This is a genomic window from Streptomyces pseudovenezuelae (assembly GCF_001513955.1).
Lineage (GTDB): Bacteria > Actinomycetota > Actinomycetes > Streptomycetales > Streptomycetaceae > Streptomyces > Streptomyces pseudovenezuelae.
Genome location: NZ_KQ948150.1, coordinates 707,243 through 719,441 on the forward strand (window position 1 = coordinate 707,243; position 12,199 = coordinate 719,441).

Below are 12,199 nucleotides of genomic sequence, written 5' to 3' on the forward strand. Positions count from 1 at the left end.
GCCCACCGGATGCGCGGCCCTCGTGACTAGGAATCCACGTTCATGTATGTCTCCAGACGCACCCGTCTCGCCACGCTGGCCGCCGCTCTGGTCGCGACCGCCGGCGGCCTGAGCGCCTCCACCGCCACCGCACTCACCGGAAGCGACGCCCCGGCGCAGATGAACTACGTCGCGAAGATCAACGTCGGTGAACAGAGTGCCTGCACCGGCACCCTGATCGCCCCGCAGTGGGTCCTGACCGCGGCCACCTGCTTCGCCGCGGACGGCAAGCCCGCCGAGGGCAGGCCCGCCGTCGCCACCACTGTCACCGTCGGCCGCACCGACCTGACGCAGACCGGTGGCAGCGTCCTGCCGGCCATCCGGCTCGTTCCCCACGCCGACCGGGACCTGGTGCTCGTCAAGCTCGCCGCCAGGATCACCGATCCGGCCATCACGCCCGTCCGGCTGGCGACCTCGCCCGCCGCCGCGGGGGAGGAGCTGGTGAAGGCTGGATTCGGCCGCACCAAGACCGAATGGGTACCCGACAAACTCCACACCGCCACGTTCACGGTCGCCGCCACCGCGGAGACGACGGTGGACCTCAACGGCTCCGACACCGCGACCGTCTGCCAGGGCGACGCCGGCGGTCCCGCCCTGCGCACCGTCGACGGCACCCCTGAGCTCGTCGGCGTCAACTCCCGTTCCTGGCAGGGTGGATGCCTTGGCATCGACCCGGCCGAGACCCGTACCGGGGCCGTAGACACCCGCGTCGACGACATCGGCGCCTGGGTTGCCCACGCCCTCTCCCGCAACCCGGACGACGTCACCGGCGACGGCAAGGCCGACCTGGTGGCCATCAAGGACGACGGCATCCTGTGGGTCTACCCCGGCACCGGAAAGGCCAGCGGCAGCACCTTCGGCACCCGCTTCCAGGCCGGTACCGGTTGGCAGAGCCAGAACGCCGTCACCGTCGGGGACCTCAACAACGACGGCCTCGGTGACCTCCTGTCCCGTCAGGCCTCGGACGGCACGCTGTGGGTCTACCCCGGCACCGGGAAGCCCGGCATGGAGGCCTTCGCCACCCGCTACCAGGTCGGCAGGAGCTGGCAGACCCAGGACATCACCCGCACCGGCGACTTCAACACCGACGGGCTCACCGACGTGCTGACCCGTCAGGCGTCCGACGGCACGCTGTGGGTCTACCCCGGCACGGGGAAGCCCGGCATGGAGACCCTCGGCACCCGCTACCAGGTCGGCACCGGCTGGAAGAGCATGGACTTCGTCACCACCGGAGACCTCAACAACGACGGACGCCCCGACGTGTTGTCCCGTCAGGCCTCGGACGGCACGCTGTGGGTCTACCCCGGGACCGGAAGGGTGAGCGGCGCCTTCGGCACCCGCTACCAGGTCGGCAGGAGCTGGCAGACCCAGGACGCCCTGCGCACCGGCGACTACAACGGGGACGGGCTCACCGACGTGCTGTCCCGTCAGGCGTCCGACAACACGCTGTGGGTCTACCCCGGCACCGGCAAGTCCGGCATGGAGACCCTCGGCACGCGCCATCAGGCCGGCACCGGCTGGGGGCCGTACCGCATCCTCTGAACCGGTTGAAGCCCGGGGCCACGACACAGGCGCGGACCGCCTCGTCGTGGCCCCGCGGTCGTCACCGGGCCCGGCGGTGACCGGCGAATGGCCCGCCGTCCTGCCGAGCCGTCCGCGGGAAAAGTTCGGCGCCGGTGGGCCGGGCCGCGCCATTTCGCGGCGACCGACGTCGCCGAACACCTCGTACGCTTCCGCCGGATCACCGATCATGTACGCCTTCGACCGAGCTTTCGCACCCTTCGCGGCCTGGTAGCGGCACCGTGTGACTGTCTGTGCCGTGCACCTGGACACCGCCTTCCGGTCCATTCGGGTGGCGCTGTGCGGCAGGTGCGCTCGATGCGTGTGGCCGCCCGCAGGGCGCCGTCATTGCACGGTCCACCGCACACGGATGGCTCGGCATTTGTTGCGCGGCGACACACCGCCGGTTGAGATGGAGCCGCCCGAACAAGGGTGTGAGGCATCAACTGCCGTGTGGCCATCGACGTCGTCGGTGACGGGTCGGTGTCCCTGCCGCTGGGTCCCTCTCACCCGAGGCGCAGGGTGTCTGCGTCTGGGGGCCGGGTGCCAAAGGTGTCCGAAACGCTGAAGGAGAGATCGTGGTGGCAGAAAACGCCAAGACGAACCGCGGGGTCGTGTCCGCGCCGCTCCTCAAGGGGCAGAAGGCGTTGGTGACCGGCGCCAACTCGGGCATCGGCCGGGCGACCGCCGTTGCCCTGGGCCGGGCCGGGGCGGACGTCGTGGTGAACTACGTCGTCGGCGCGCAGGACGCGGAGCTGGTCGTGAAGGAGATCGAGAGCTTCGGGGTCCGTGCCTACGCCCATGAGGCCGACGTCTCCGACGAGGACCAGGTGGCCGCCATGGTCGCGCGGATGGTCGAGGAGTTCGGCACCATCGACATCATGGTGGCCAACGCGGGCCTCCAGCGGGACTCGGCCGTGACGGAGATGACGCTCGCCCAGTGGCAGAAGGTCATCGACGTCAACCTGACCGGCCAGTTCCTGTGCGCGCGGGAGGCCGCCAAGGAGTTCATGCGGCGCGGTGTGGTGGAGGAGGTCTCCCGTTCGGCCGGGAAGATCATCTGCATGAGCTCGGTCCATCAGATCATCCCGTGGTCGGGCCACGTCAACTACGCCTCCTCCAAGGGCGGCGTGGGCATGCTGATGCAGACCCTGGCCCAGGAGCTCGCCCCGAAGCGGATCCGGGTCAACGCGATCGCGCCGGGTGCCATCCGCACCCCGATCAACCGCGACGCGTGGTCCACCCCCGAGGCCGAGGCCGACCTCCTGCGGCTGATCCCGTACCACCGCGTGGGCGACCCGGACGACATCGCCAACGCGGTCGTCGCCATGGCGTCCGACCTGCTCGACTACGTCGTCGGCACCACCCTCTACGTCGACGGCGGAATGACGCTCTTCCCCGGCTTCGCCACCGGGGGCTGATCCGGCATGCAGGACCATGTCACGCCCCGCCGGGTGGTCATCCTCGGCGGCGGGTTCGCCGGGCTGTTCGCCGCCCGCGCCCTGCGGAAGTCACCGGTGGCCGTGACCCTGGTCGACCGCCGTGCCCACCACCTCTTCCAGCCGCTGCTGTATCAGTGCGCCTCCGGGATCCTGTCCGAGGGGCAGATCGCGCAGCCGCTGCGCGGGGTCCTGCGGCGCCACCACAACGTCAGGTGCGTGCTCGCCGAGGCCACCGACGTGGATGCCGGCGCCCGGACGGTGCGCGCCCAGCGGCCCGGGGGCGGAATCGTCCAGTTGCCGTACGACGATCTGATCGTCGCTGTGGGTATGCGTCAGTCCTACTTCGGGCACGACGAGTTCGCCGCGCACGCTCCCGGTATGAAGACCCTGGACGACGCGCTGGACATCCGCCGACGGATCTACCGGGCGTTCGAGATGGCCGAGACGGCGGCGAACGACCGGGAACGGCAGCAGTGGCTCACCTTCGCGCTGGTCGGCGGCGGGCCGACCGGCGTCGAGCTCGCCGGACAGATTCGGGAGATCGCCGGCCACACCCTCGACCGGGAGTTCCAGAAGATCGAGTCCGCCCACGCCCGGGTGCTGCTCTTCGAGGGGTCCGACGCGGTGCTGGGTGCGTTCGGCCCTCCGCTGGCTCACCGTGCGGCCCGGACCCTGCGGCACCTCGGTGTCGAGCTCCACCTGGGCACGAGGGTCACCGACATCGACGCACACGGCCTGACGGTCCGGGACCACCAGGGCGGGACGACCCGGTTCGGCGCCCGCACCGTGCTGTGGACGGCGGGTGTCGAGGCGCCGCCCATCGCGGCCGCCTTGGCCCGTGCGACCGGCGCCGAACAGGACCGGGCCGGACGCATCCTGGTCGAGCCCGACCTCACCGTCCCCGGTCATCCGGAGATCCGGGTCACGGGCGACGTTATGAGCCTGAACCATCTGCCGGGTCTGGCCGAGGTCGCCATGCAGTCCGGCGCCTACGCGGGCCGAGCGCTGCGCCATCAGGTCGAAGGCAGGGCGAAGAAGCCGAAGCCCTTCAAGTACGTGGATCTGGGCAGCGCCGCCTACATCGCCCGCGGCCGGGCCGTGGTCAAGGCCGGCCCGATGCATCTCTCGGGATTCACGGGCTGGCTCGCGTGGCTCTTCATCCACCTGGCCTTCCTCACCGGCTTCCGCAACAGGCTGGGAGCGGTGCTCAGCTGGTCCGTCGTCTTCGCCACCGGCTCGCGCCGTGAACGCGCCTTCACCCTGACCGACAACGACGCTCCGGCCGCCGGGCCACCCCCTCAATAGTCCTGTCCCTCCCCAGCCCCAGCTGCTCTTGCGGGGCAGACCTCCGAGGCGCACATGTTCAGCACAGCGGTCCTTCTCGCGAGCACGCCGGACCAACTCCTGCCGGCCCGTGAGCTGATGGCCTTCACCCTGGCCTCACACATCCTGCTGGTCCCCTTCGGTGTGGCACTGCCGTTCATCACCCTGCTGATGCACCACCGGGGGCTGCGTCGCAACGACGCCGTCGCTCTCAAGCTCGCGCGGCGCTGGTCGGCGGTGATGGCGGTCCAGTTCGCCATCGGCATCATCACCGGCACCGTGCTGTCCTTCGAGTTCGGTCTGCTGTGGCCCGGCATGATGGGCCGCTGGGGAGACGTCTTCGGTCTCGGGTTCGGCGTCGAGGCATGGGCGTTCTTCCTGGAGGCCGTCCTCATCGCGATCTACCTCTACGGCTGGCGCCGGCTCAAACCCTGGACCCACTTCTGGCTCGCCGTACCGCTGCCGCTGGCCGCCCTGATGGGAGCCTTCGGCATCATCGCGGCCAACTCCTGGATGAACACACCGCAGGGGTTCCGCCTGGACGCCCAGGGCAATCCCGTCGACGTCGATGTCCGGCAGGCGATCTTCACCCCGATGTTCGGCCCGGAGTACTGGCATTTCGTCGTCGCCATGCTCCTGACCGCCGGGTACGTGGTCGCCGGTGTGTACGCGGTGGGCTGGCTGCGCGGGCGCCGCGACCGTTACCACCGGCTCGGATTCACCGTGCCGTTCACGGTCGCCGCGATCCTCACTCCGGTCCAGTTCATGCTCGGGGACTCCGCTGCCCGTGCCGTCTTCCACAAACAGCCCATCAAGTTCGCCGCCACGGAGATCGTCTGGAAGACCGACACCCACGTACCCGAGTACATGTTCGGACGGCTGAACAGCGACGGAACGATCTCCGGCGGACTCAGGATTCCCCAACTGGACTCGATCCTCGCCGGCTTCAAGCCCAGCACCCAGGTGACGGGACTGACATCGGTGCCGGCCGCCGACCGCCCCACCGCCGTCCAGGCCACCATCGCCCACTGGGCCTTCGACATCATGGTCACCATCGGCAGCCTGCTCATCCTCCTCGCCCTCTGGTACGCCTGGTCCTGGTGGCGACACCGGGACAACCCCCGCGGCCGCTGGTTCTACCGCTGCGCCGCCATCGCGGGCGTCGCCTGCCTGGTCACCGTGGAGTGCGGGTGGATCACCACGGAGGTCGGCCGCCAGCCCTGGATCGTCTACCAGCACATGCGGGTGTCCGACGCGGTGACGGACACCGCCGCCGGATCGCTGTGGGCGATGCTCGGCATCGTCATCGTCGTGTACGTGGCCGTCTTCGGCGCGTTCCTCGCGGTCGTCCTGAAGATGCGCACCCGATGGCGCATCGCCGACGAGGGTTCGGGCGCCGCGAGCGCCGGACTGCCTGAGGCCGACACCCCGTACGGTCCCCGAAGCGAGACCGAACCCGCAGCGTCCGGCCACACCTCTGGCGGTGCGTCCTGATGGCCGAATTCATCGCATGGGTCCTGGTGCTCGCCATCGCCGCCTACGCCTGCGCCGGAGGCACCGACTACGGCGCGGGCTTCTGGGACCTGCTGGCCGGGGGCGCGGATCGCGGCAAGCGGCCCCGCTGGCTCATCGACCACGCCATGGCACCGGTCTGGGAGGCCAACAACGTCTGGCTGATCTTCGTCCTGGTCATCATGTGGACCGGCTTCCCGACGATGTTCCAGGCCGTCTTCTCCGCGATGTGGCTGCCGCTGGCCCTCGCCGCCGTCGGCCTGGTGCTCCGCGGCGCCGGGTTCGCCCTGCGCAAGCCGACCCGCCGCCTGGCCCAACGGCGGATCTACGGGGCGATGTTCGCCATCTCGTCACTGGTGACGCCGTTCTTCCTCGGGGCGGTACTGGGCGGCATCGCCTCCGGGCGGGTCAAGGTCGGCACGACCGCCTCCACGGACGCCTGGGCCAATGCAACCTCCGTCCTCGTGGGCCTGCTGGCCATCGCCGCCACCGCGTTCCTCGGGGCGGTCTTCCTCTGCTCCGACGCCCTGCGGTTCGGCGCGCACGATCTCGTCGACTACTTCCGCGTCCGGGCGCTGATCGCCTTCGGCGCGGTGGTCGTCCTCGCGCTGATCGCCCTGCCCGTCACCCACGACGACGCCCGGTACGTCTGGGACGGCCTCACCGAGGGCCTGGGGCTGCTGCTGATCATCCTGGCCGCGGTCTGCGGACTGGCGACGGTACTGCTTCTGCTGCGCCGGTCCCACGGCTGGACCCGCTACACCTCGGTGGCGAGTGTCGCCCTGACGGTCGGCGCCTGGGGCTGCGCGCAGCGGCCCTACGTGCTGCCCACCTCGCTGACGGTGGCCGAAGCGGCCGGCGCCGCTCACACCCTGCGCTGGCTGGTGATCGTCACCGCCATCGCGATCGTCCTGGTCGGTCCGGCGCTGGTCGTGCTCTACCGGCTCGACACGATGGGCGAGCTGGAGGAGCTCACCGACAGCGACACCGGGGCCGTCAGAGCAACGGGTGACAACCTGTAGCGATCTCAGCCGGTTCACACAGTGACGGGCCCCGTCAGTTCAGCCGGGCGGCGATGTGATCGCCGACGCGCAGGGCGTTGGCGATGGCGGTCAGGGACGGGTTCACCGCTCCGATGCTGGGGAAGAAGCTGGTGTCCACGACGTACAGGTTGTCGAGGTCGTGGGCCTTGCAGTTGACGTCGAGGGCCGAACTGCGCGGGTCGTCGCCGAACCGCACGGTGCCGGCCTGATGCGCGGTGGCGCCGATGGGCATGCCCTTGTGCAGGTAGATGCTGTGGTCCAGCAGGTGGTGCTCGTGCATGCCCAGATGCCCGAGCATGCCGCGCAGCTTGTGCTGGAGGCGCTTGAGCCCGGCGATGTTGTTCTTCTCGTCGAGCGCGAGGTGGATGCCGTCGTCCTTGTCGAGGGTGACCCGGCTCTCGGGCAGGGGGAGGTCCTCCCCGCACAGCCAGAAGTCGACGGCGTGGTGCGCCAGGACCTCGAAGGGCATGTCGGGCATGACGGCGCCGGCCCAGCGCGGTGCCTCGCCGTGGATCTGGTCGGCGTCCGACTTGCCGAGCATCTGGATGCCGCCGAGCGGGTACTCCCAGTCGTCCGCGCCGAGATACCAGTCGTTCATCGCCAGGGTCTTCTGGAATCTGGTGGGGTTCGGTTCCTTCGAGACCGCCATCAGCGCCAGGTTGTTGTGGCGCATGTAGTGGCGTCCCACCACGTCCGAGCTGTTGGCCAGGCCGCCGGGGTGCTTGTCGTTGGCCGAACGCAGGAGCAGAACGGCGGAGTTGACCGCGCCGGCGGCGACCACCACGATGTCGGCGCCGAACGTCTCGGTCACTCCGTTGCCCAACTCGGCGACGACCCGGGTGACGGTGCGTCCGGTCGGGTCGGTCTCCAGGCGCCGCACGTTCGCGTCGGTCACCATCGTGACGTTGTCGTACTTGAGTGCCGGGTCGACGCAGATCACCTGCGCGTCGGACTTGGCGCCCATCAGACAGGGGAAGCCGTCGACCCGGTCGCAGCGGATGCAGACGCTGTCGTGGGTGGCCCGGCCGTGCTCGTCCTGGGTGAGATTCACACCGATGGGCAGGTGGAACGGGTGCAGGCCGGCCTTCCCCAGATCGTCGCTGAGCTGCTGGATGCGCGCCTCGTGCTCGACCGGCGGGTAGGCGTACTGCGCGCTGGTCGGCCCTCCGGTGGGGTCCTCGCCGTGCCGGCCGTGCACCAGGTAGAGGTGTTCGGCCTGGGTGTAGTACGGCTCCAGGTCCTCGTAGCGGATGGGCCAGGCCGGGGAGACGCCGTCGTGGTGGCGCAGCTCGCCGAAGTCCTCGGGCCGCAGCCGGAAGAGCGCGGCGCCGTAGAACTTGGTGTTGCCCCCGACGTAGTAGTTCACCTCCGGGGGGAACTCCTTGCCGTGCTTGTCGTACCAGAACTCGGGGGCGCGGTACTTGCCCTTGACGAAGACGGCTGTGGAGTCCCAGTTGTCCCGCTCACGTGGCAGATAGCCGCCGCGCTCCAGGATCAGGACCCGTTTGCCGGTGGGGGCCAGTCGGTGGGCGAGTGTGCCGCCACCCGCTCCGGTACCGATGATGATGACGTCGTAGTGCAGATCGTCGGTCATGAGGGTCCCGTTCTAGGAGTCGTCGGCTGTTCTGGCGTTGCGGCCGTCGGGGGGCCTTCCGGGTATGTCGTTCCGAACAGACATGGATGGAATGGGTGTATTGAGTCACCTCGTGGTCGGGGCGGCGCGTACCGCCCGGTCGACGATGGTCCGCGGGGTGTCCACTGCCACGTCGACGGTCAGGCCGGGTTCGTCGGGCCGCAGCGGTTCGAGGGCGGCGTACTGGGAGTCCACCAACCGGGCGGGCATGAAATGGTCCGCGCGCCCCGCGACCCGTCGGCCGGCGGTCGCGGGGTCGAGCGCCAGATACAGGAACCACGTGCCCGCGCCCGCCCTGCGGAACAGATCCCGGTACTCGTGCTTGAGGGCCGAGCACGCCACCACCCCGCCCCGGCCGGTGTCGGTCGCCTCCCGGATCCATTCGGCGATGGACAGCAGCCACGGCCGGCGGTCCTCGTCGTCGAGCGGGTGACCCGCGGCCATCTTGGCGCGGTTCGCGGCCGGGTGGAGGTCGTCCGCCTCCAGGAACGGCACATCCAGCCGCTGCGCGAGCAGCTGTCCCACGGTGGACTTGCCCGATCCCGAGACGCCCATGACCACCACGACCGTGGACACCGGGCTCACAGCACGGCGATCGGGTTGACCGGCGAGCCGGTGGCGGCCGGAAGTCTCAGCGGGGCGACCACGCAGAGGAAGGACCAGCGGGCCTCCGCCTCGCAGACCGGCGCCAGATCCTCGAACTGCAGGTAGTCCAGCAGGTGAAGGCCCATGGCGTGGACCGCCAGGACGTGCACGGGGAAGTCGACGCCCTCGGTGGAACTCGGGGCCGTGTCGTTGTTCCCGTCGCCGCCCAGCACGCAGACCTTCCGGTCGGCGAGGAACTCCAGCGCCGACGGGTGGAGCCCGGCCCGCTCACGTGCCGCGTGCCACGGCCCGAGTTCGGCGCGGCGCCGGCGGTGGCCGACCCGGACGAAGAGGAGGTCGCCCTGCCCGACGCGGAGGTTCTGGGCGGTCTCCGCGGCGGCGAGGTCGTCGGCACTGACATGACCACCCGGTTCGAGCCACGGCACACCGCGCAGTCGCGGGATGTCCAACAGCACACCACGTCCGACGATCCCGTCCCGCACCTCCTCGACGGACAGTGCTGTCGCCCCGTCCGCCGTGACGCTGCTCCTGGGCACGCCGCCGTGCAGCGTGCCCTCGTAGATCACGTGGCAGAGGGCGTCGAGGTGGCTGTCGGCGTCCCCGTGCACGTTCATCGAGAAGCTGTCCATCGCGAAGTGGAGCCCGCTGGAGGGCTCTTCCTCCGGGCGCCCCCTCATCCGGTGCTTCGCGGGCTCCGGATTGTCCGGGCCGGGCAGCGTGTCCACCGGCGCGGCGAGCGTGACCGTCCGGCCGGTCCGCACCTCGCCCGCCGCGGCCAGCACCACGGCAGGAGTGAGCACGGCCAGCGCGCCCCGGTCACCCGCGGCCCAGGCGGAGCGGGAGCGCAGGCGCCGGTACAGCACGCCGAACTCGTCCTCGGTCAGCCGTGGCGGTTGTGCCGGACGGGCATGCGTGACCATGGGTCAGCGCCCGTTCTCCGCGTCGAGCGCCTGGTCGAGGGTGGTGGCCGCCATGATGAGCGACAGATGGGTGAACGCCTGCGGGAAGTTGCCCAGTTGCTCCCCGGTCGGACCGACCTCCTCGGCGAAGAGCCCGACGTGGTTGGCGTAGGTCTGCATCTTCTCGAAGGTGTAGCGGGCCTGGGACAGCCGCCCCGCCCGGGCCAGCGCGTCGACGTAGAGGAAGGTGCACAGGCTGAAGGTGCCCTCCGAGCCGCGCAGCCCGTCCGGCGAGGCCGCCGGGTCGTACCGGTAGACGAGACTGTCGGAGACGAGCTTGCGGTCCATCGCGTCGAGCGTGGAGAGCCAGGCCGGGTCCCTGGGGGCGATGAACTGGACCCTCGGCATGAGCAGCAGGGAGGCGTCCAGGACGTCGCCGCCGTAGTGCTGGATGAAGGCGTCCTCCCGCTCGCTCCAGCCGCGTTCCATGACCTGTTCGAAGATGGCGTCCCTGGCGGCGCGCCACTTCACCACATCGGCGGGCCTGCGGAAGTCCTCGGCCAGGCTCAGCCCGTGGTCGAAGGCGACCCAGCACATCACGCGGCTGTACGTGAAGTCCTGGCGGCCCCCACGGGTCTCCCAGATGCCCTCGTCCGGCCGGTCCCAGTGGTCGGCGAGCCAGTCCAGCAGTCTGGCCATCGTCTTCCAACCCCGGTAGGTGTTCTGCTGCGCGATCTCGCGACCCTGCGACACGGCGTAGAGGGCCTCACCGTAGATGTCCAACTGGAGCTGGTCGGCGGCACCGTTGCCGATGCGGACAGGGGAGGAGCCGCGGTATCCCTCGAAGTGTTCGAGTGTCTCCTCCGGAAGGTCGGCGTTGCCGTCGATCCGGTACATCGTCTGGAGCGGCTCTTCCTCCTTGCCCTCGCGCTCCTGCAGCCTGCCGACGAGCCAGTGGACGAAGTCCGTGGCCTCCTCGACGAAGCCGAGGTCCAGCATGGCCCGCACGGACAGCGCGCCGTCGCGTACCCAGGTGAACCGGTAGTCCCAGTTGCGCTCCCCGCCGACCTGCTCGGGCAGGCCCATGGTGGCCGCCGCGACGAGGGCGCCGGTGGGGGCGTAGGTGAGGAGCTTGAGGGTGATGACCGAACGGTGCACCAGCTCGGGCCAGCGGCCGCGATAGCGGGACTGACGCAACCAGTTCTGCCAGAAGAGGCCGGTCTCATCGAGCTGTGCCGTGAACCCGTCGACCGTGAGGGGTGCGGGTGCCTCGCCGCCGGAAGCGCAGACGGTGAACACGGCGCCGCCCGACTCGCCGGCCTTCAGCGTCACCCTGCCGCGGACGTCCTGGCCGTCCCGTTCCAGAGGGAAGGAGGCCTGCAGGTGCGCGTCCAGCCCGGGGGACCGGAACAGGCCGGTGTTCCCGTCGAGTTCCAGCCGGTGCTCGGCCCGGCCGTAGTCGAAGCGCGGCCGGCATTCGAGCGTGAAGTCGACGGTTCCCCGCACGGCGCGGATGACGCGTATCAGGGTGTGCCGGTCGGTGGCGGTGCGGGTGCGGTCCGGAGGCATGAAGTCGACCACTTCGCCCACGCCGTCCGGTGACATGAACCGGGTCACCAGAATGGCCGTCTCGGGGTAGTAGAGCTGCTTGCAGGTCGCGTCCGGGTGCTCGGGGGCCAGCCGCATGTACCCGCCGCGGTCATGGTCGAGCAGGGCGGCGAAGATGCTGGGCGAGTCGAACCGGGGGGCGGCGAACCAGTCCACGACACCCTGCGACGAGACGAGCGCGGCGGTCTGCAGGTCGCCCACCAGGCCGTGGTCGGCGATGGGAGGGTAGCGGTCCATGGCTGCTCCGAGGTCCGGGAAGATCCCCCTGATTCCACTATCGGCCACTCGGGTGACCCCTGCGCGTCGGAGGCGGACAGCCACCGCTCACCCCGGGGCGGCCGGTCACGACGGTCCGCCGGCCGGCACCGGCACCCTTTCGGCCCAACGGCGACCTGTCGCAACCCCGAGGCGGCCGCGGGCCCCGGCAGGGCGGCCGAAGTGGCCGTGGGCCCCGGGACCGCGCGCCGCACCCGGCTTGCCGACTTCGACCCGTCGGGCGTTACTGGCCGGAGCCGGTCGATCACGGGCGGGGGA

General features: G+C 70.3%; 9 protein-coding genes. 5 read left to right on the forward strand and 4 right to left on the reverse strand.

The genetic code is table 11. The features are described from left to right. Positions 1–42 precede the first annotated feature (42 nt). From AQI94_RS31110 to AQI94_RS31130, 5 genes are all read left to right on the forward strand, one after another. Positions 43–1,581: an FG-GAP-like repeat-containing protein gene (locus AQI94_RS31110; protein ID WP_031037622.1), complete on the forward strand. Its 1,539-nt coding sequence runs from the start codon at positions 43–45 to the stop codon at positions 1,579–1,581. Between the two features lie 599 nt (positions 1,582–2,180). Next, positions 2,181–3,020, forward strand: coding sequence for an SDR family oxidoreductase (locus AQI94_RS31115; RefSeq protein ID WP_031037619.1), 840 nt, complete (start codon positions 2,181–2,183; stop codon positions 3,018–3,020). A 6-nt stretch (positions 3,021–3,026) separates the two neighbouring features. Further along, positions 3,027–4,346, forward strand: coding sequence for an NAD(P)/FAD-dependent oxidoreductase (locus AQI94_RS31120; RefSeq protein WP_031037616.1), 1,320 nt, complete (start codon positions 3,027–3,029; stop codon positions 4,344–4,346). A 54-nt stretch (positions 4,347–4,400) separates the two neighbouring features. After that, positions 4,401–5,858: a cytochrome ubiquinol oxidase subunit I gene (locus AQI94_RS31125; RefSeq protein ID WP_031037612.1), complete on the forward strand. Its 1,458-nt coding sequence runs from the start codon at positions 4,401–4,403 to the stop codon at positions 5,856–5,858. Beyond that, positions 5,858–6,898, forward strand: coding sequence for a cytochrome d ubiquinol oxidase subunit II (locus AQI94_RS31130; protein WP_031037609.1), 1,041 nt, complete (start codon positions 5,858–5,860; stop codon positions 6,896–6,898). The genes AQI94_RS31125 and AQI94_RS31130 overlap by 1 nt, the downstream gene beginning before the upstream one ends. Positions 6,899–6,932: 34 nt before the next feature. On the opposite strand, the gene AQI94_RS31135 is transcribed toward AQI94_RS31130, so the two are convergent. From AQI94_RS31135 to AQI94_RS31150, 4 genes are all read right to left on the reverse strand, one after another. Beyond that, the gene (locus AQI94_RS31135) at positions 6,933–8,513 is read right to left on the reverse strand and encodes a GMC oxidoreductase (protein WP_031037605.1); all 1,581 of its coding nucleotides are present in this window, start codon (positions 8,511–8,513) and stop codon (positions 6,933–6,935) included. Between the two features lie 105 nt (positions 8,514–8,618). Next, positions 8,619–9,137 (reverse strand): gluconokinase, encoded by a 519-nt coding sequence (locus AQI94_RS31140; protein WP_037941072.1) that lies wholly within the window; start codon positions 9,135–9,137, stop codon positions 8,619–8,621. After that, positions 9,134–10,078 (reverse strand): cyclase family protein, encoded by a 945-nt coding sequence (locus tag AQI94_RS31145; RefSeq protein WP_199814279.1) that lies wholly within the window; start codon positions 10,076–10,078, stop codon positions 9,134–9,136. Before AQI94_RS31145 ends, AQI94_RS31140 begins: the two co-directional genes overlap by 4 nt. A gap of 3 nt (positions 10,079–10,081) precedes the next feature. Further along, positions 10,082–11,902: a glycoside hydrolase family 15 protein gene (locus AQI94_RS31150; protein WP_031037597.1), complete on the reverse strand. Its 1,821-nt coding sequence runs from the start codon at positions 11,900–11,902 to the stop codon at positions 10,082–10,084. Positions 11,903–12,199: the final 297 nt, after the last annotated feature.

Coding starts and splice junctions, on each gene's coding strand:
- AQI94_RS31150 (WP_031037597.1), bottom strand. CDS start 11,902: ATGGACCGCTACCCTCCCATCGCCGACCACGGCCTGGTGGGCGACCTG.
- AQI94_RS31130 (WP_031037609.1), top strand. CDS start 5,858: ATGGCCGAATTCATCGCATGGGTCCTGGTGCTCGCCATCGCCGCCTAC.
- AQI94_RS31120 (WP_031037616.1), top strand. CDS start 3,027: ATGCAGGACCATGTCACGCCCCGCCGGGTGGTCATCCTCGGCGGCGGG.
- AQI94_RS31125 (WP_031037612.1), top strand. CDS start 4,401: ATGTTCAGCACAGCGGTCCTTCTCGCGAGCACGCCGGACCAACTCCTG.
- AQI94_RS31135 (WP_031037605.1), bottom strand. CDS start 8,513: ATGACCGACGATCTGCACTACGACGTCATCATCATCGGTACCGGAGCG.
- AQI94_RS31145 (WP_199814279.1), bottom strand. CDS start 10,078: ATGGTCACGCATGCCCGTCCGGCACAACCGCCACGGCTGACCGAGGAC.
- AQI94_RS31110 (WP_031037622.1), top strand. CDS start 43: ATGTATGTCTCCAGACGCACCCGTCTCGCCACGCTGGCCGCCGCTCTG.